The 18,389-nt window shown below is 32.9% G+C and carries 19 protein-coding genes, 1 pseudogene and 1 riboswitch; of the genes and pseudogenes, 10 read left to right on the forward strand and 10 right to left on the reverse strand.

Annotation, left to right across the window (positions count from 1 at the left end; all coding sequences use genetic code 11):
• Window positions 1-540 precede the first annotated feature (540 nt).
• The 7 genes from lptM (at window position 541) to uvrD (ending at window position 7,837) form a co-directional block, all read left to right on the forward strand.
• Entirely contained in the window at window positions 541-705 is a 165-nt protein-coding gene (gene lptM, locus ACGH49_RS08930) for an LPS translocon maturation chaperone LptM (protein ID WP_411589065.1), read from the forward strand.
• Window positions 706-717: 12 nt separating this feature from the next.
• On the forward strand, window positions 718-1,971 hold the full coding sequence (lysA, locus tag ACGH49_RS08935) for a diaminopimelate decarboxylase (protein ID WP_411589066.1): 1,254 nt from the start codon (window positions 718-720) through the stop codon (window positions 1,969-1,971).
• A 122-nt stretch (window positions 1,972-2,093) separates the two neighbouring features.
• Window positions 2,094-2,918, forward strand: coding sequence for a diaminopimelate epimerase (dapF, locus tag ACGH49_RS08940; protein ID WP_296208317.1), 825 nt, complete (start codon window positions 2,094-2,096; stop codon window positions 2,916-2,918).
• A 152-nt stretch (window positions 2,919-3,070) separates the two neighbouring features.
• Window positions 3,071-3,808 carry a DUF484 family protein gene (locus ACGH49_RS08945; protein WP_141674015.1) on the forward strand — a complete coding sequence of 246 codons (738 nt, stop codon included), beginning with the start codon at window positions 3,071-3,073 and terminating at the stop codon, window positions 3,806-3,808.
• A gap of 9 nt (window positions 3,809-3,817) precedes the next feature.
• Window positions 3,818-4,738, forward strand: coding sequence for a tyrosine recombinase XerC (xerC, locus tag ACGH49_RS08950; RefSeq protein WP_411589067.1), 921 nt, complete (start codon window positions 3,818-3,820; stop codon window positions 4,736-4,738).
• Between the two features lie 2 nt (window positions 4,739-4,740).
• The gene (gene yigB, locus ACGH49_RS08955) at window positions 4,741-5,454 is read left to right on the forward strand and encodes a 5-amino-6-(5-phospho-D-ribitylamino)uracil phosphatase YigB (RefSeq protein ID WP_296208310.1); all 714 of its coding nucleotides are present in this window, start codon (window positions 4,741-4,743) and stop codon (window positions 5,452-5,454) included.
• Between the two features lie 202 nt (window positions 5,455-5,656).
• Window positions 5,657-7,837 (forward strand): DNA helicase II, encoded by a 2,181-nt coding sequence (gene uvrD, locus ACGH49_RS08960; protein ID WP_411589068.1) that lies wholly within the window; start codon window positions 5,657-5,659, stop codon window positions 7,835-7,837.
• Between the two features lie 74 nt (window positions 7,838-7,911).
• On the opposite strand, the gene cyaY is transcribed toward uvrD, so the two are convergent.
• The 6 genes from cyaY to ACGH49_RS08990 all read right to left on the reverse strand — a co-directional run bounded on the left by cyaY (window position 7,912) and on the right by ACGH49_RS08990 (window position 11,203).
• Window positions 7,912-8,223 carry an iron donor protein CyaY gene (gene cyaY, locus ACGH49_RS08965; RefSeq protein ID WP_296208304.1) on the reverse strand — a complete coding sequence of 104 codons (312 nt, stop codon included), beginning with the start codon at window positions 8,221-8,223 and terminating at the stop codon, window positions 7,912-7,914.
• 107 nt (window positions 8,224-8,330) lie between these two features.
• Entirely contained in the window at window positions 8,331-8,843 is a 513-nt protein-coding gene (locus ACGH49_RS08970) for a surface-adhesin E family protein (protein ID WP_296208301.1), read from the reverse strand.
• Entirely contained in the window at window positions 8,844-9,620 is a 777-nt protein-coding gene (locus ACGH49_RS08975; RefSeq protein WP_296208298.1) for a hypothetical protein, read from the reverse strand.
• 89 nt (window positions 9,621-9,709) lie between these two features.
• The gene (locus ACGH49_RS08980; protein ID WP_296208296.1) at window positions 9,710-10,330 is read right to left on the reverse strand and encodes a thiamine diphosphokinase; all 621 of its coding nucleotides are present in this window, start codon (window positions 10,328-10,330) and stop codon (window positions 9,710-9,712) included.
• A gap of 35 nt (window positions 10,331-10,365) precedes the next feature.
• Window positions 10,366-10,827, reverse strand: a complete 462-nt coding sequence (rimI, locus tag ACGH49_RS08985) for a ribosomal protein S18-alanine N-acetyltransferase (RefSeq protein WP_411589069.1) — start codon at window positions 10,825-10,827, stop codon at window positions 10,366-10,368.
• Window positions 10,796-11,203: a DNA polymerase III subunit psi gene (locus ACGH49_RS08990; protein WP_411589070.1), complete on the reverse strand. Its 408-nt coding sequence runs from the start codon at window positions 11,201-11,203 to the stop codon at window positions 10,796-10,798. Before ACGH49_RS08990 ends, rimI begins: the two co-directional genes overlap by 32 nt.
• 88 nt (window positions 11,204-11,291) lie before the next feature.
• On the opposite strand from ACGH49_RS08990, the gene rsmC reads away from it, so the two are divergent.
• Window positions 11,292-12,332 (forward strand): 16S rRNA (guanine(1207)-N(2))-methyltransferase RsmC, encoded by a 1,041-nt coding sequence (rsmC, locus tag ACGH49_RS08995; protein WP_411589071.1) that lies wholly within the window; start codon window positions 11,292-11,294, stop codon window positions 12,330-12,332.
• A 429-nt stretch (window positions 12,333-12,761) separates the two neighbouring features.
• Here rsmC and ACGH49_RS09000 read toward each other — a convergent pair.
• The 4 genes and pseudogenes from ACGH49_RS09000 to yihI all read right to left on the reverse strand — a co-directional run bounded on the left by ACGH49_RS09000 (window position 12,762) and on the right by yihI (window position 16,630).
• Window positions 12,762-13,843: pseudogene (locus ACGH49_RS09000) on the reverse strand (IS3 family transposase).
• 107 nt (window positions 13,844-13,950) lie between these two features.
• Window positions 13,951-14,226, reverse strand: coding sequence for a hypothetical protein (locus tag ACGH49_RS09005; RefSeq protein ID WP_411589072.1), 276 nt, complete (start codon window positions 14,224-14,226; stop codon window positions 13,951-13,953).
• A 206-nt stretch (window positions 14,227-14,432) separates the two neighbouring features.
• Window positions 14,433-15,803, reverse strand: a complete 1,371-nt coding sequence (gene hemN / locus ACGH49_RS09010; protein WP_065606205.1) for an oxygen-independent coproporphyrinogen III oxidase — start codon at window positions 15,801-15,803, stop codon at window positions 14,433-14,435.
• A gap of 326 nt (window positions 15,804-16,129) precedes the next feature.
• Entirely contained in the window at window positions 16,130-16,630 is a 501-nt protein-coding gene (gene yihI, locus ACGH49_RS09015; protein ID WP_411589073.1) for a Der GTPase-activating protein YihI, read from the reverse strand.
• 170 nt (window positions 16,631-16,800) lie between these two features.
• Between yihI and coaA the strand changes: the two genes are divergently transcribed.
• Both coaA and ACGH49_RS09025 read left to right on the forward strand, forming a co-directional pair.
• The gene (coaA, locus tag ACGH49_RS09020) at window positions 16,801-17,736 is read left to right on the forward strand and encodes a type I pantothenate kinase (RefSeq protein WP_411589074.1); all 936 of its coding nucleotides are present in this window, start codon (window positions 16,801-16,803) and stop codon (window positions 17,734-17,736) included.
• Window positions 17,737-17,753: 17 nt separating this feature from the next.
• A complete protein-coding gene (locus tag ACGH49_RS09025; protein WP_411589075.1) occupies window positions 17,754-18,185 on the forward strand; it encodes a DUF1090 domain-containing protein in 432 nt (143 codons plus the stop codon).
• Window positions 18,186-18,344: 159 nt separating this feature from the next.
• A riboswitch (PreQ1 riboswitch) is annotated at window positions 18,345-18,389 on the forward strand.

The following is an 18,389-nucleotide window of genomic DNA, read 5'->3' on the forward strand; positions in this document are numbered from 1 at the left end:
GATAACGCATAATCCACTGATTGTTGTTTGAATTCGATACTAAATTTTCTGACCATGATATTTGTCTCCTATGATTTTTGTTTATATCATAGAGGCGAATTTTGTCCACTTTTTTGGCGAGGATCAATGGTTTATTTGGACTGTCTTGTTGTAAAAGTCAAACAAGATGGTAGCATTATCAATAAGTCGAAAAATATATTGAAGATGTCAAAATGTGTAATAACCATCGTATTAATCAAGAATTAACCAAACCCGCCTACTCACAAACGAATGGGAAAGCCGAAAGAGTGATACGAACTTTGAATTGAGATGTGGCATAATCAGCAAATATTTAGCGATTCAAAAGATAGAAAACAAAAGCTCAAATGCTTTATGAGTTTTTCGAATTACCATAGACATTATGACTGATTACTCAAACTACTATTCTCTCAATTTTGTATATCTGTTTGGAGAATGTATGATGATTTGCGCTTTGCAGCATTGTGCCTATCGTGTAATATAGATAGCATTATAAAAAATGGAAAGAATTGCGAAAATTGTATGAAATCAACTATAAAATTACTCTCTGTCTGTTTTGTTACATTGGTATTAGTGGGATGTGGATTAAAAGGTCCGCTTTATCTTCCTGTTGAAAAAATAGTAATGCAGCAAGCAAAAATAACCACAGCCTCAATTCAATCTGATTTATTTATTAAAACTGCATAATGGAATAAAGTGATGGATTTTTTAAATTATCAACACAATCGCTTATTTGCCAATCAGATAGCGATAGCAGATCTTGCTAAGCAATATGGTACACCATTATATGTTTATTCGGCTGAATACATAAGTAAACAGTTTTTAGAATATGAACATGCTTTGGTTAATAATAAACATTTGGTTTGTTATGCGGTTAAAGCTAATAGTAATTTGGCAGTTTTGAGTTTACTTGCAAAACTGGGTGCTGGTTTTGATATTGTTTCACAAGGTGAGTTAGAACGAGTATTAAAAGCAGGAGCAGATCCTAAAAAAATTGTCTTTTCAGGTGTTGCTAAATCAATAGTTGAAATTGAACGTGCGCTTGAAGTTGGTATTAAGTGCTTTAATGTTGAATCTGAGGATGAATTATACCGAGTTGATGAAGTTGCTAAAAGATTAGGTAAAATTGCACCGATTTCATTGAGAATCAATCCTGATGTGGATGCTAAAACACATCCTTATATTTCAACAGGTCTTCGCGAAAATAAATTTGGTATTAGCTATGAGTTAGCTTTAGATGTTTATCGAAAGGCAAGCTCATTAGCTAACATTAAAATCGTTGGTATTGATTGCCATATTGGCTCTCAATTAACTCAATTGTCACCATTTCTTGATGCTGCCGATCGTATACTCGCTTTAGTTGATAAATTGCAATCTAATAATATTGTAATTGAACATATTGATTTAGGTGGAGGTTTAGGGGTCTGTTATGATAACGAACAACCACCAACAGCATCGCAACTTGTAACCGAACTTAAGAACAAATTAGTTGATTATCCTGATATTGAAATTTTGTTCGAACCTGGGCGTTCGATTGTTGCTAATTCAGGTTTGCTAATTACTAAGGTGGAATATACCAAACACCAAGATAATAACCATTTTGCAATTGTCGATGCAGGTATGAATGACTTAATTCGACCCGCTCTTTACGATGCTTGGATGAAAGTATTACCTGAAAAGCAACCACAAGCTGGCGATGAATTTTTTGCCTATAATGTTGTGGGGCCTATTTGTGAATCTAGCGATATATTGGCTTATCAGCGCGAGCTGTCGGTTAAACAAGATGATTTGTTGGTAATTTGTAGTGCTGGTGCTTATGGTTTTAGTATGGCATCGAATTATAATAGCCATTTACGACCAGCAGAAGTGATGCTTATTGATGATAAACAACATAAATTAATTCGCCAGCGTGAATCCTTCGCTGATTTATGGCGAGGTGAAGTGGTTTTATAATATTTAAACAGTTTATTGAATGCTTAATCATAATAGCATTCCTCTTTTAGTTGATGTTGGTAAACAGTTTAAACTAAAAGTAAAAAAGAAAAACATGTTTGACAACAGAAGGTAAACTAACGATGAACTTTTCAAAAATGCATGGACTCGGAAATGATTTTATGGTTATTGATGCGGTGACGCAAAATGTTCATCTTTCGACAGAAATGATTAAACGTATGGCAGATCGATATACTGGTGTCGGGTTTGATCAACTCCTTATTGTTGAGCCACCTTATGTACCAGATAGTGATTTTCATTATCGTATTTTTAATTCTGATGGTTCTGAGGTTGAACAATGTGGTAATGGAGCGCGCTGTTTTGCACGTTTTGTTCGTTTAAAAGGCCTTAGCCGAAAACGAGTATTAAAAGTTAGTACCATGAAAGGCAATATTATTTTAACTGTAAATGATGATAATACCGTGCGTGTAAATATGGGACAGCCTATTTTTGAACCTAATAAAATTCCTTTTAAAGCCATCAAAGAAGAAAAAACCTATATAATCAGAGCACAAGAACAGACTATATTATGTGGTGTTGCATCTATGGGTAATCCTCATTGTGTTGTTCAAGTCGATAATATTGTAACAGCAAAAGTAGCAACAATAGGTCCGTTATTAGAACAACATGAACGCTTTCCTGAACGTGCCAATATTGGATTTATGCATATTATTGATCGCAATAATATTAACTTGCGTGTATTCGAACGTGGGGTTGGCGAGACACAAGCTTGTGGTACTGGTGCCTGTGCAGCGGTAGCAGTGGGTATTAATCAAGGGTTATTAAACAAACATGTTAATGTTAATTTACCTGGTGGCAAATTATTGATTGAGTGGAAAGGTGGAAATCAGCCACTTTATATGACTGGGCCTGCTACGCATGTATATGATGGTTTTATTGCTACTTGACTTTAATATCATCACCGATAAATTCTGTAACTTATTGGCAGAAAATGATAAAGCCAAAAGATTGGTTATTATATTGGGTTTATTTAATTTCTATTGTTTAACCGAAAGTGGTAGAAACATGAGATAACACGGTAATAAATTAGACGCTAATTATGGTTGGTAAAAATATACGAAATTTAAGAGTAAAAAAAGCGCGACGATCACCTTCATCATTAAAATTAAATGATGAAATTGTTTGTCAATATATTATCGATAATCCTGAATTTTTTGTGAGAAATGCACGACATGTTGAGAGTATGCGAGTGCCTCATCCTGTTCGAGGTATGATTTCTTTACCTGAATGGAACATGGCGCGACAGCGCAACAAAATCAACCAATTAGAGTGCGAAATTTCATCGTTACTAGAGCATGCCAGTGCTAACGAATTGTTGTTTAACCAGCTAATGGATCTACAAATTGAATTAATTAAAACACAGGATTTAAATCAACTAATTATATTATTAAATGCATGGGCAAAATCATTAGGACTTAGCGGCGCTTATTTATACCTTTTTGACGATAAATGGCTGCTTAGTGCGCCATCAAATTACCATTACATAGCTTTAGATTCATCACGATTTGATTTTATTCGTGTCAGACATTTCCAGTATAGTCAACAGTATTTAGGTACATTAAATTCAACCGAGCTTGATTTTTTATTACCTGATGAACACGGTTATGTTGGCTCAGTGGCATTATCTTTGTTAGGTCAATTTGGTGATTTAGGGCTTTTAATGTTTACTAGCGCTAATCCAGAACATTATCAATCTGGGCAAGGTACATTATTACTTGAAAAAATGAGTGAAATTTTACCAATTTTAATTAGTAGATGGATTATGCGAACAAAATAAGGACATATCATGGTGCAGCCTAATAAAAAAGATAATATGACATTAACGTTGCCCGTTGATCAATTTTTAAATTATCTAAAGTCAGAAAAGCAGTTAAGCTTAAATACTCAGATTAATTATCGGCGTCAACTTTATGCGCTTATTTCGTTGGCAAGTGAAGCTGAAATTTCGAACTGGCAAAATTTGGATTCATCTGCAGTTAGATTGTTAATCAGTCGTAGCAAACAGACAGGATTACAAGCAAGAAGCTTATCTTTAAGACTTTCTGCTTTGCGTAGTTTTTGTGATTGGATGGTAAAAAAAGAGCAGCTTACTGCTAATCCAGCTCGAGGCGTGCTAAATCCAAAATTAGGTCAACACTTACCCAAAAATATTGATATTGATGAGATTAATCAATTGCTTGATATTGACCATGACGATCCTCTTTCTGTTCGTGATAGAGCTATGCTTGAAGTTATGTATGGTTCTGGATTACGCCTTTCTGAATTAGTTAGTCTTAACTGTCGAGAATTGAATCTTGTTGATGGTGAAATTCGCGTAATGGGTAAGGGTAATAAAGAGCGGAAACTGCCATTAGGTCGAGAATCTATCAAATGGATTAAACACTGGTTGTCAATGCGAGATTTTTTAGCACCACATGATGATGCTTTATTTATTTCCAAATTGGGTAAGCGTATTTCAGCGCGAAATGTTGAAAAACGGTTTGCTCAGTGGGGAGTTAAACAAGGTTTAAGCAGCCATGTTCATCCTCACAAATTACGTCATTCATTTGCAACTCATATGCTAGAATCAAGTGGAGATTTGCGAGCAGTTCAAGAGTTGCTTGGGCATGCTGATTTATCAACGACTCAAGTTTATACGCATTTGGATTTTGCACATCTATCTGAAGTTTATGATTCAGCACATCCACGAGCTAAAAGAGGAAAATAACGGTGCACTTTTATCGCTCTATTAATACAATTAAAGCATTTACTTTCGATCTAGATGACACTTTATATAATAACAACATGATTGTTGAAAATGCAGAAGAGAAAATGCTCAAAACGCTTCAAGGGTATGAGCAATTACGCACGCTTAAGTTATCCGAATACATTGCTGAAAAACGCACTGTACTTGCGTTTGATCCTGAAATTTATCACGATGTAAATGTTTGGCGAATTCAAACTATTAAGTCGCTATTAAATAAAACCAATATACCAGTATCAAAATTTGCTGATGTTATCGATGAATCAATGAATTGTTTTATTTATTGGCGGCACAAAATGAAAGTTCCTGAATCAACACATTCACTATTAACCAAATTAGCCACTAAATATCCTTTAGCCGCTATTACTAATGGTAATGTTGATATTAATAAAATTGGCTTGGGTGATTATTTCCAATTTTCACTACGTGGTGGCGAGCACGGACGTTCTAAACCTTTTCCTGAAATTTTTGATTTAGCATCTCGTAAGCTTAATATTTCATCATACTCTATTTTACACGTGGGTGATAATTTATTAACGGATGTTAATGGTGCTATTAATAATGGTTTTTTAGCCTGTTTTATCAATATTTATAACCAGAATATTTTACATCTTGATGACACTAGATGTTTACCTCACATCGAAATAACCCAATTGCCTGAGTTAGAGAATCTGTTATAATAAACTTATTATCTGTACAAATAAACAGTGATGTAAATATAAGTTTTTATGAGTAAAGGGATACTGTATTTTAGAAACTCTATCTTTATGTTCTGTTGGTTTCCAGTCAAAAAATGTATTCGGGACATGATGAAAATATTAATAATTCTCTCAATATTAATGTCAGTTGGTGATTTCTATTATCCAAATAGGTTTGTATTTAATGGAAATTAATAAATCATTACTAGATTGTCTAAATGTAGATCAACAAAAAGCAGTTACTACTGATAACCAATATTCCATTGTTCTTGCTGGTGCAGGGAGTGGTAAAACGCGAGTTTTAGTTCATCGTATTGCGTGGCTTTGTGTTGAGAAGCATTATTCACCAGGATCAATTTTTGCGGTCACTTTCACTAATAAAGCTGCTACTGAAATGCAGGAACGTATTCAAGCACTAGTGGGCGAAGGTTACTTTAATGGTATGTGGGTGGGTACGTTTCATGGATTAACTCATCGTTTGTTACGTATGTTTTCTGAACAAGCAAAGTTGCCGTCTAATTTTCAGCTTATTGATTCAGAAGACCAAGTAAGGCTTATTAAGCGAATTTTTCGTGAACTAAAAATCGACGAAAAGCAATGGTCGCCTAAACAATGTGCTGCTTTTATTTCTTCTCAAAAGGAAAAGGGATTGCGTGCGGAAGATATTATTCCTGAAGATCCTAAACAAGTGATGTGGCAAACGATTTATCGTGACTATCAAACTATTTGTGATAGAGTTGGATATGTTGATTTTTCAGAATTAATTTTGAGAACGTATGAACTGCTTTGTCGTAATCAAGACGTTTTAAATTATTGTCATCATCGTTTTTGTAATATCTTAATTGATGAATTTCAAGATACTAATAAGATCCAATATCATTTGGTACAAAAACTAGCAGGGAATACTGCTAATGTGATGATTGTGGGGGATGATGATCAGTCTATTTACAGTTGGCGCGGTGCTAATGCAGATAATCTCCAATTATTTATAAACGATTACCCTGAAACTGAGATTATTCGACTGGAACAAAATTATCGTTCAACCAGTAATATTTTAGATGTTGCGAATAAATTGATATCAAAAAATCAAAATCGACTAGGTAAAAATTTATGGACAGATATAGGCGATGGTGAACTAATTTCACTTTATATTGGTTTTAATGATATTGATGAGGCAAGATTTGTTGTTGGTCAAATAAAAAAAATCCATGACGAAGGTGGAAAGTACGCAGATTGTGCGATATTGTACCGTAATAATGCACAATCACGTATATTTGAAGATACATTGTTACAAGCAGGTTTACCTTATCAAATTTATGGCTCTATTCGCTTTTATGAACGACAAGAAGTAAAATTAGCACTTGCCTATTTACGGCTATTACATGATCACAATAATGACATGGCGTTTGAAGCTACAATCAATACTCCAACACGAGGTATTGGCAATGTCACGCTAGATAAAGTTAGATTGACTGCAAAGCAGTATAATATTTCATTATGGGATGCGTGTATAATGCTAATTCAAACTAATTCTTTTACTGATCGACAACGTTCGGGCATTGGTCGTTTTTTGGAATTGATGGAATCTATCTTCAATGAAGTAGAACTTAAGCCATTTTATAAACAACTTGATAGTATTATCAAGCTATCTGGTATATTGCAGATGTATGAGCAAGAGCCCGGCATTAAAGGGCAATCAAAGTTAGAAAATCTTGAAGAATTGTTATCGGCTGCTGAGCAGTTTTATCGTTCTAATGAAAATACCCTTATTAAAGATAGAGAAACAGGTAAGACTTTAACTGTTCTAGAATCATTTTTAGCATATACGTCACTAGAAAGCCGAGATGTGATTAATGAACAAGATACAGTCCAATTAATGACTCTGCATTCTGCTAAAGGCCTTGAATTTAACAATGTCTTTATCGTTGGATTAGAAGAGGGTATATTTCCAGACTTAAGATCTTCTCAAGATTTCGATAAAATGGAAGAAGAAAGGCGCCTTGCATATGTCGGTATTACTAGAGCACGTAAGTGTCTAACATTGTCATTAGCTCAAATAAGGCGCCTCTATGGACGTGAAGAACGTAATTTACCTTCGCGTTTTTTGTCTGAATTACCAGTTGATAAATTAAATGAAATTAGTTATCAAGGATCTGTGTTGCTTGAGGAAAGAAAATCTTACCCTAAAATGAACCATCAATGTGATGGTTATAAATTAGGACGTAAAGTGTTACATAAACGTTTTGGTGAAGGAACTATTGTTAATCTTGATGGCGAAGGTGATCATAAGCGAGTACAAATTGCTTTTGTTAATGAAGGTATAAAATGGCTAGTAATTAAATTAGCAAATCTTACTTTATTGTAGATTTTTTTAAGTAAGATTTTGTGACACTTTCTTAAACGGGAATTAAATATAAACTAATTTCCGTTTTTTATGTGTTATTGATCGGTTTGCTCTTTTACAGATTCAGAAAAAATCTGCTCAAACGACTTGTTGGTTCGATTGCAAATCCAACTATTATTAATATAATCAAAATGATAACCCTGTTTTTGTGTGGCTAACCAAACCTGAAAAAGAGGTTCTTGGGTATTAACGATGAATTTACTGCTATTGGGAAAACTAACGGTGATGACATTACCGTTTGTTTCATAGTCTAAATCGATGTCATGTTCAGCTGCATAATCATCTAAAAATAGTTCGATTTTATTGAACAATTGATCGGTAAGGATGTGGAATTGTGAGATATTCATAAAGATATATTCATTCAAATAAATAATGGAATGATATTAGCATAAATAGATATACTCTGCCACACAGCAAGGCGGCGAGAGTAAAATTTGTTATGATTTAACAACAATTAATTAGCTAGTGGTAAGGAACAGGCAATAACAAGTAGCTTATACCGTTCGTTGTCTTGAGTTATAGATATCCAACGGCTTGGTATTTCAATTGTATTGACTAATTTACCATCACCAAAGTTTTTTTCGATAATCTTAAATTTCCCTTTTGCTAACTCCATTTTGTCACAATTGGCATAATATTCAATCTTTATGGAGTGATAAAAAGTTTCAGTACCATCTGCATTTTTTTGCACCAATGCAGGGCTGTAATTAGTTACTTCATTAAATACACGAATTCTAGGATTGAAAGGATGGCGTTTGATAGATTTTCTATCTAAAAAAGAATAACTAATAGAATGATCTTCATTTATTTTAGATGTTGGAATGAATTTTTCACCTATTCTAGGATCTTTTAAGCTTTCTACTTCTGTATTTTTACTTGTTTTAGCGTTGCTATTGGCTATTTCTTCAACTGCATAATTAAATGTTGCAAAAGACAGGAGAACTAAAAATAAACTGACCTTTTTCATTTAAATATTATCTCCATCTTTTGAGTTGGTTTCTGTAGAGTTAATTTGTGGATGAGATTGTTGTTTTTCTTTTTGCATTTTTTCTTGGTTTACTTTAATTCGCTCTTGCAGTTCAGCTTCTTGTTTTTTGATGATTGGTTTTAGATCTGGGCGAGTCGTAAGAATTGTTTCTTTTTCTAAATCGCCTTGAATAGAACAAAAAATACTACTTTGATTATTAGCAGAAGATTCTAAATAAAGCGCTTTATTAATTGTACCAAACCTTGGAATAACACCATCGATGGCATAAATATCATCTTCCCATGTTTTAGATTTTGATTTTCTATCATAAATTTTGGCGTTTGCTATGTAAGTATTTTGGCTATAGTGTAACCAATTAATATTGCTTAAAGCACTTTTAATTTCATCTTGCTTGTTATCAAAGATAAATCCCCAATAAAGAAACTGACCAGATAAAGTAGTTGGAATATAAATATTTTGATAGCCAACAATTTCTAAATCATGATACTTAAGTGGTTTTTTAAACATAACTTTATTTTTGTCGGTTTTTTGAATAGATTCAACAGGAATATAAGTTACATTATCGGGAGTGGTTGCTAAATCAACGTATTGATTTATTGACTCTTTGTGTTTAGATAATTGTTCAAAAAACTGATTATCACATTGCAAAAATGTATCAATTACCTTATCTGTTTCATCCTGTATATTATTTGTTTGGGCAAAAACACAAGAAACGAAAGATGCGCAAACTAGCACAGAAAGTTTTTTGAGAAGCATGGCGAATTTCCTTGAACTACAATTATATTTCTTCTTTTGTAAAGGGAGATTGTAAAGTAATGTAAATATAAATGTCAATTGACATTATTTCAATTCTCAACGAAGACCATTAAATCACCGTTTTTAAAGGATATTTTAATCAAATCACTAATCGCTTTGTTTCTTAAACTCACAACTCCTCCTAGCGATAATGTGGCATCAATTAAGGGGTATTGAAAGCCTGTAATGGTTACTCCAGTTACTTTCGAAAATGGCATTAGTGAAATAATATGATCTTTTACATTGGTTATTTCTTGATAATGTTTGGCAAAAAAGAAATGACAATAATTATCATAAAAGGTAATTTGATACTGATGATAATATCTTATTGCAACAGAAATATTCCCCAAAAAGTGATCGCTAGCATGGCCACTAGCACCATAAACATCAAATGCTTTCACCCCTTTACCTGCTAAAAACAAAATTGCTTTTTCAAAATCAGTTTTATTTTGGTCAGGTGTATGAATAATTTTAGTTTTATGTGGAATTGCTTTGTTAGGATTATAGCTATCTAAATCGCCAATAATAAAGTTTGGTTCGATTGACAAAGTCGACAGATAATTATGATAAGCCCCATCTGTGCAAGCAATATAAGTATAATTATCCAAATGGTGAAAGTCATGTTGTGGTGGCTCACCATTAATAAAAAGTAAAGCTCTATTTTGTGACATTACACTTTTTTCCTTTTGCTCATTTTATTGGTAAATCATAAAGCCAAAGTATATGCCATGATAATAGCGTCTTCTTGTTTACCATTAGTTGTTGGGTAATAATTTTTTCTAATCGTTATTTGGTTAAATCCCTGCGTGTGATAAAGCTTAAGTGCTGCCGTATTTGATTGTCTGACTTCAAGCCAAAGGGTTGAGATTGGATAGGGCGATTTTATCGTTATTAACGTATCTATTAAATGGTTGAGCAGCTCTCTTGCTAGTCCTTGCTTTCTAAAATCGGGATGTATTGCAATGTTAAATAAATTTGCTTCATTTGCTACATGTTGGCAAATACAAAACCCAACTATTTGGTTATTAATCGTTATTTTAAAATTGAGATAACGTTCACCTTGGTTTGAAAAGAATGTTTGTTTTGACCAAGGAATTGCATGGCAAATCTTTTCTAATTCAAAAGTTTTTTTTAAATCATGTTCGGTGAGGATGGAAATAGTTTTCATATTGACATAATTGTTGCCATAGTAGGCGTTTTTGTTGTGGTGCTTTTGCAAGCTGATTTAAACTGGTTGTTTGAATAGTTAATGGGTTAATCCAAGACTCATCCAAGGTAATATCAATGAACCAAACTACTGTATTAATTTCATCAGCAGGAATAATTAATTGTTGTGGCGTTAAAAACAATACTTGTTTTTCAGTTAGATGGATAGCATTTAAAATATCATAATAGATTTTTTGTGTTGGTTTTTGTTCTGCAACTACAATCAATCTAATTTCTTCACTTATTTGTGTCGCTATTTCACCTTTGAAAACATTAGCATTCCTCAAAACGTATTGAGTTATGCTGCACTGTTTTAGATACCAATCTTGTAGTGTCATTATTGACTTACTGTTTTTTATTAGAGATTAAAGATAGTTAATTGTATAATCAATGCATCAATTTATAAAGGTTTTTCATTGAGGAAATATGGCAACATCTGCTTTTACCCCAGCAAGTCAAGTACTTGAGCGTCACCAAACATTTTTTAACGATAAAAATGTGCTGATAGCTGGTGATATTCAGGATAATTATCCATCTATTATGTCGGCAAATCAAGTTAAGATTCATTGCACACAATTTCATACTTATTTACGTCTAAAATCTAGTGCACGAGGCAATCACACCTATTTTTCATTATTGCCCGAAGCGGATTTTTACGTTGGAATGAATACGTTGATTTACTATTGGCCAAAAACTAAAAGTGAAGCACAATTCCAGCTTTCTTATTTATTGCATAATATGCCAAAAGGTAGTGATATTTTTATTATTGGTGAAAATAGAACCGGTGTAAAAAGTGCGGAAACTTTATTGAGTGATTTTGGTACAATTCAAAAAATCGATAGTGCAAGGCGCTGTGGCTTATATCATTTTCAGGCGGATAGCCGTTTAGCTTTTGATCTTGATGAATGGTGGTTAAGTTATCATTTAACTATTGAAAATCAGAATATTGAAATCAAAAGTTTACCCGGTGTTTTTAGCCAAAAAGGGTTAGATGCTGGCAGTGAACTACTGTTAAATGCATTGATGGATCATACTGATATCATTAAAGGTAATGTATTAGATGTGGGATGTGGTTCGGGCATCTTATCCACGGTACTAGGGAAATTATACCCTGATATAGCACTAACGTTATCTGATGTAAGCAGTGCAGCAATTGAATCAAGTAAAGCCACGTTAAACCGTAATCATGTTAATGCCACAGTTGTAGCGAGTGACGTTTTTTCAAATCTAAATAATAAATATCATCTTATTGTTTCGAATCCACCTTTTCATGATGGTAAACAGACTGATTACACGGCCGTCAATACGTTAATCAAAGAAGCAAAAAAACACCTAAAATTAAATGGTTATTTGTGCATTGTGGCAAATTCATTTTTACCGTATCAAACCATTTTAGATGAAACATTCAAAAGCGTTGAAGTGATTGCACAAACGACAAAATTTAAGGTTTATCTAGCAAGCCATTAATAAGTGCAGTATGTTTATTTTTTCTTAAAAAAAATAAGTTGCAATACATATCACAAGTTTTAAGAAATAGGGCGATGCTATCGCCCTATATATAAAATTTAAATATTTAAACTTAAACTGGTTTCACACTATTATTGATATCATATCTGCATTAACAGAGAACTTCTTTTAATGCTTGAATTTCATTATAGGTAAAATCACAGCGTGTAAAGTTTTGATCAAGAAGAATAGGAATAGGATTATTTTGCCCGATTATGGCCAAGACATTACATTTATTTTTAGTCATATCACCTATAATGATTGGTCCACCGTTTGAGTTTTTATTAACAGTAGCTATACATTTAACATCTGCACCTTGAGCATTTTTTTGCCTGATATAAAGCTGTTATGTAAATACCCCCAAACTTAGTACACAATTCACGTAGAAAATTAAGCTGCCTGTTTTAGTGTTTTATACTCAATCGGTGTCATGTTATTTAATGCCTCATGCGGTCTTTCGGTGTTATAAATCGTTAGCCATTCTTCGGTTATTCTCCTTGCTTGTGCTAAGTTGTTAAAAAGATATAAATCGAGTACTTCAGTACGATAGGTACGATTAAATCGTTCAATATAGCCATTTTGATAAGCGCTACCAGGCTTTATATAATCAATGACTATATCATGTGATTTAGCCCAGTTTATAAAGGTTTTTCCTGTAAATTCTGGTCCATTATCGACCCGTATTTTTAATGGATACCCATGATATTCGGCCAGTTTATCTAAGTAACGGGTAATTCTTCCTGCTGGTAAGCTTACTGCAATATTAATACCTAACGCCTCACGATTAAAGTCATCGATGACATTGAATGTTCTAAAGCGACGTTGATTACGGCTACTATCACTCATAAAATCCATTGACCAACATTCACCTTGTTTATTAGGCACCAATAGCTTTTCCGGGCATCGTGGAGGAATGCGTTTTTTACGCTTTACTCTGAGATTAAGCTTTAATTCACAATACACCCGATAAACACGCTTATGGTTCCATTGATAGCCGAGCTTTTTAATACGATTAAAGCATTTAGGAAAGCCCCAGCGTAAATGCCGGTCTGTGATAGCATTCAACACCGAAATAATCACTGAATCATCCTGTAACTTAGGTTGATAATAGTAAGCACAACGGCTTAAGCCAACGATAGCGCAGCTCATAGCTATAGTAACAGAATGATTTTGTTGTAGTTGCTGTGCCCACGTTTTACGTGCCTTTGTTGGCACTAAAGCTTTTTTATGATTTCTTCCTGAAGCTGTGATTTTAAGCTCAGCTCGGCAAACATCTGCTTAAGCTTGCGGTTTTAGGCTTCAAGCTCCTTTAAGCGTTTGATATCCGAAGTTTCCATTCCGCCGTATTTTTCTCGCCACTTATAGAAAGTTGAATTACCCATGCTATATTTACGGCACAGCTCTTTAACAGGAATACCAGTTTCAGCTTCTTTTAAAATAGCCACGATTTGATGTTCGGTCATTTTTTTCATAATTAAATCCCCTTTACTTTTATCATAGAGAATTTTCTACTTTTTTGCTGTACTATTTTAGGGGATAGTTACAGTAATCACAAATTGACTCAGCATATTATCAATAGCTAAAACAATGTTACTAGTGAAGGATCATCGGCAGAAGCCACAGTTACAACTTGATTGTTTTTTATCCCACCGAGGGAATCACGTTTAATAACTTGTCCTGTATTAGTGATAATTTTCATTGAACAATTCTCAACAATACCTCTTAGATGACATTTTACTCCTGCATGATAGTCAACCACATCTGGATTGTGTGATATTTTATAATCATCAATTAATCTAGGATAATTTTTAGTGCTATAAACATAGCTAACACAAAGAAAATAATTGCCACACATATTCTTCTTATTTGATGAAATGAGCTTTCTTGCTTTAGTTTCATGCCTAAAGACTGAAAATTGTGAATTTAAAAGCTAACCTTTAATCACAACAAAAATAAATAAATTATTACTTTCTTTTGTTAAATTTCACTAAAACTTATCATAATATTTACTTTGTAGAAATCATATCTGTTGTTTACAGTAATTAGAGAAAAGATTTCAAATTAAATAACCCTAGAAAACTGCTGTTGCCGTGCTATTTTTCTCATATAAATATCAAAGCACATACAGATATTGCGTATCAATAAATGTCCTTTAGGTTGGACTTCAATCATATTATTATTGATTGTCACTAATCCATCTTTTTGCAATGGCGCCAGTAATTTTAAATCTTCGGAAAAATAATCATCAAATTGAATTTGGTATTGCTGTTCAATGACATTTTTATCTAAATGAAAATGACAAATAAGCTGTTTTATCACATCACGACGAATCTTATCGTCACTATTTAAGGTGAATCCTTTCCATAATCCATGTCTTTTTTTCTCAACTTGAGTTTGATAGTTTTTTAGATCTTTCTGATTTTGTGCATAACTATCACCTAACATACTAATGGCCGATACACCAAGCCCAAGTAAATCAGTATCACCTTGAGTTGTATACCCCTGAAAATTACGATGTAATTTATTTTCTTGTTGAGCAATAGCTAAATCATCATAAGGCTTAGCAAAATGGTCCATGCCGATAAATTGATAACCAGCTTCGGTTAACTTTTTAATACTTGTTTGTAGGATCTGTAATTTTTGATTGGCATTAGGCAAATCATCATCTTTAATTTTTCGTTGGGCAGCAAAACGGCTCGGTAAGTGGGCATAATTAAAAACACTTAAACGATCGGGAGAAATCTCGATCACTTTATTAAGCGTTTCGGCAAAACCTTCAATGGTTTGTTTTGGTAGGCCATAAATTAAATCTAAACTAATTGAGTGAAAATTATTTTTACGTGCTTGATTAATAAGAGACCGTATTAATGTTTCGTCTTGTTCGCGATTAATTAGACTTTGGATTTCGTGATTAAAGTCTTGAATTCCCATACTTAGCCTATTAAAACCTACGCTTGCTAAATGGTCAATCGTTTGAGGTGTAATTTCACGCGGATCAATTTCGATGGATAGTTCGGCATTAGCAACAAAATTAAAATGTTTTTTTAACGAGGTAATCAATCGAGTAATTTCAGCATCGTTTAAAAAAGTTGGTGTACCACCACCCCAGTGCATTTGTGTTACCGTGCGATGTTTGAATAATTTTGCACGTTCAGCAATTTCAATTTCTAAAATATCAAGGTATTTGGTAACTTTTTGTGTTTGGCGAGTTATAAGTTTATTACAACCACAAAAATAACAAAGCTTATGACAAAATGGAATATGTACATAAAGCGACAACGGCTTTGTAGGATAACGAGTTGCCGCCGATAAAAATTCCTGCTCATTAAATTTTTCGTTAAATTCAAGTGCAGTAGGGTAAGAGGTATATCTTGGGCCAGAATAATTATATTTTTCAATTAACGCTTGATCCCATAATTGCGTATCAGTCATACTTTTTACTTCCGCTTATGTCTATTTTTAGTGTTATTATTTTTATGAATTTTTAGTATTGCTTTTTGTTGGTTATTGATTTTGGTTTTAATTTTGATTCGATTAGTTTTATTTAAATATAACAATGTGCAAATCAACAACCCAAAATATAAACTTAACATAATTAATATTGGCACTATGATTTGCTCACTGTTAATTATTAATTGACTGAATAAAAATAATGGATTTTAAGTTTAAATTATCAGTAGGAATATAATCCAATAGATTATATTCCTACTGATATCAAGATACATACTATCACGATTGCCGATTATATTTTACTATCATTAGTTTCGTTTTAATAAACTAACAATATTTTCTTTCTTTTCATCTAATTCTTCAAAATCATCAAAGTCGTCATCAGTATAACCAAGCTCTTGCATCAGTTCATCGATACGATTCAATTTGCTATCAAGATAAATTTGTTGATCTTTAGTGAGTTTGACATTTTGCTCGACTAGATCAAGTAACATATCTAATTTTGGATCGTTTTCTAACTGTTCTAATTCTTGTTGTGGCGATAAAATCGTTTTAATTGTTTTAGATTGTTTAACAGGTTTTTCTATATTGTTAGAATCTTCAACAATTAAAGAAATAGGTTTTTTGCTACCCACTCTTGGATCTTTGGTTGTTTTTGTCGAATTTTTATTTTTATTATTATCTAGTTTATTAAAGCGAGAGCCACTTGGTAAACCTTTGTGTTTGCGTTTACGCTTCAGTTCCCGAGATTCTTCATTAATCTCTTGACGGCTTTTTTTAGCTTTCTGTTTTGATTTATTTTTTAACATAAAATCTCTGTCTAATATTAGGGTTAATCATTTTACAAACGTATTTTATCAGTAAGTCCAAAATATAGCTATGATGATGACGTCATGCTAATTTAAGATTGTAAAAAAAGAAATTTATGTATAATCTGAGCCAAATAAATTTGTTAAATCGAATTAGAGAACAATATAAAATGAAAAATCACTTAAGCCCTTATCTGAAATTTAATCGTCAAGAATGGGCTAGCTTACGTAATACTGTACCAATGACTTTAACTGCAGATGAATTAGTTTCGTTACAAGGTATTAATGAAGATTTATCCATGGATGAAGTGAGTGAAATTTATTTACCTTTATCTAGATTGCTTAATTATTACATCAGCAATAATTTTAATCGGCAAGCTATCCTATCTAAATTCTTAGGTAAAAGCCAAAAGACGCCTTACATTATTGGCATTGTAGGTAGTGTTGCTGTAGGTAAAAGTACTACCGCCAGAGTGCTACAAGCATTATTAACCCGTTGGCCTGAACATCGCAAGGTAGCTTTGGTGACAACCGATGGTTTTTTATATCCAAATAGATGCCTTGAAGAACGTGGAATAATGAATAAAAAAGGGTTTCCTCAGTCTTACGATATAAAAAAATTGCTTAATTTTGTTGCTGATATAAAATCAGGACAGGCACAAGTTAAAGCACCCGTTTATTCTCATTTAGTTTATGATATTGTCGAAGATGAAGAAATCGTTATTGATAGTCCTGACATTTTGATTCTTGAAGGTTTGAATGTACTGCAAAGTACGCTGAATTATCCACAAGCGAATAATCGTGTTTTTGTTTCGGATTATGTTGATTTTTCAATTTATGTTGATGCTGATGTGTCATTATTACATGACTGGTATGTAAATCGGTTTTTAAAATTTAGGGAGGGTGCATTTAGCGATCCTAACTCTTATTTTAATCACTACTCAAAACTTCCAGAACATGAAGCTACAAATATTGCTAACCGTATTTGGCGAGAAATTAATGAATTAAATTTAGTTGAAAATATTTTACCGACAAAAGAACGAGCGAGTCTTATTCTAACTAAAGGTAAAGATCATAAAGTTGATTGTGTCCAATTAAGAAAATAAACTTAAGGAAAATTTATATGAAATCAGTAAATTGGTTGGTCTGTAAATTAAGTATTATTACTTTGGCTATTTCATTTTCATTTGGTGTTTATGCCTCAAATGGTCAATCAGATGGACTAACGTGTGAAAGCAAAAAACAGTCCATTGAAAAACAGATTGTTTATGTTAAAAAAAATAATAATTCTCATCAAATCCAAGGGCTTGAAAAAGCATTACGCGAAGTAAATGAGCATTGTTCAAATGATGATTTAGAAGCCAAATATAACAAAAGGATTAGTGAAAAATCAAATAAAGTGGCTGAAAGGACTAAAGAATTAGAACAAGCAAGAGCAAAAGGTAATAAACAGAAAATTATCAAACAACAAACAAAATTAGCTGATGCCGAAATGGAACTTGATGAAGCTAAAACTAAATTATCTGATTTTTATAAAGAATTGGGTTCAGAGTAAGCTATAATGATTAGGCTATTTTCCAGTTTTCTTACTTTCTAACGACATTTTTATCATTAATACCATCGATGGCTATTGTTGATGGTGTTAGTTTTATATTTTGTATAATCCTCTTGCTGTACTAGACTTTTTTAAGCAAAAAGAGTATGGTGTGCGTCTTGTTACGTGGTTCGTGAACCTCCCACGCTAAAAAACTAAGGAAAA

Source organism: Gilliamella sp. BG7, assembly GCF_046635565.1.
Taxonomy (GTDB): domain Bacteria; phylum Pseudomonadota; class Gammaproteobacteria; order Enterobacterales; family Orbaceae; genus Gilliamella; species Gilliamella apicola_P.

Bases quoted from the DNA above. Each gene is read 5' to 3' on its own strand.
- lptM (WP_411589065.1), top strand. From the start codon at position 541: ATGAAATCAACTATAAAATTACTCTCTGTCTGTTTTGTTACATTGGTA.
- lysA (WP_411589066.1), top strand. From the start codon at position 718: ATGGATTTTTTAAATTATCAACACAATCGCTTATTTGCCAATCAGATA.
- dapF (WP_296208317.1), top strand. From the start codon at position 2,094: ATGAACTTTTCAAAAATGCATGGACTCGGAAATGATTTTATGGTTATT.
- ACGH49_RS08945 (WP_141674015.1), top strand. From the start codon at position 3,071: ATGGTTGGTAAAAATATACGAAATTTAAGAGTAAAAAAAGCGCGACGA.
- xerC (WP_411589067.1), top strand. From the start codon at position 3,818: ATGGTGCAGCCTAATAAAAAAGATAATATGACATTAACGTTGCCCGTT.
- uvrD (WP_411589068.1), top strand. From the start codon at position 5,657: ATGGAAATTAATAAATCATTACTAGATTGTCTAAATGTAGATCAACAA.
- cyaY (WP_296208304.1), bottom strand. From the start codon at position 8,223: ATGAATATCTCACAATTCCACATCCTTACCGATCAATTGTTCAATAAA.
- ACGH49_RS08970 (WP_296208301.1), bottom strand. From the start codon at position 8,843: ATGAAAAAGGTCAGTTTATTTTTAGTTCTCCTGTCTTTTGCAACATTT.
- ACGH49_RS08975 (WP_296208298.1), bottom strand. From the start codon at position 9,620: ATGCTTCTCAAAAAACTTTCTGTGCTAGTTTGCGCATCTTTCGTTTCT.
- ACGH49_RS08980 (WP_296208296.1), bottom strand. From the start codon at position 10,330: ATGTCACAAAATAGAGCTTTACTTTTTATTAATGGTGAGCCACCACAA.
- rimI (WP_411589069.1), bottom strand. From the start codon at position 10,827: ATGAAAACTATTTCCATCCTCACCGAACATGATTTAAAAAAAACTTTT.
- ACGH49_RS08990 (WP_411589070.1), bottom strand. From the start codon at position 11,203: ATGACACTACAAGATTGGTATCTAAAACAGTGCAGCATAACTCAATAC.
- rsmC (WP_411589071.1), top strand. From the start codon at position 11,292: ATGGCAACATCTGCTTTTACCCCAGCAAGTCAAGTACTTGAGCGTCAC.
- ACGH49_RS09005 (WP_411589072.1), bottom strand. From the start codon at position 14,226: ATGTGTGGCAATTATTTTCTTTGTGTTAGCTATGTTTATAGCACTAAA.
- hemN (WP_065606205.1), bottom strand. From the start codon at position 15,803: ATGACTGATACGCAATTATGGGATCAAGCGTTAATTGAAAAATATAAT.
- yihI (WP_411589073.1), bottom strand. From the start codon at position 16,630: ATGTTAAAAAATAAATCAAAACAGAAAGCTAAAAAAAGCCGTCAAGAG.
- coaA (WP_411589074.1), top strand. From the start codon at position 16,801: ATGAAAAATCACTTAAGCCCTTATCTGAAATTTAATCGTCAAGAATGG.
- ACGH49_RS09025 (WP_411589075.1), top strand. From the start codon at position 17,754: ATGAAATCAGTAAATTGGTTGGTCTGTAAATTAAGTATTATTACTTTG.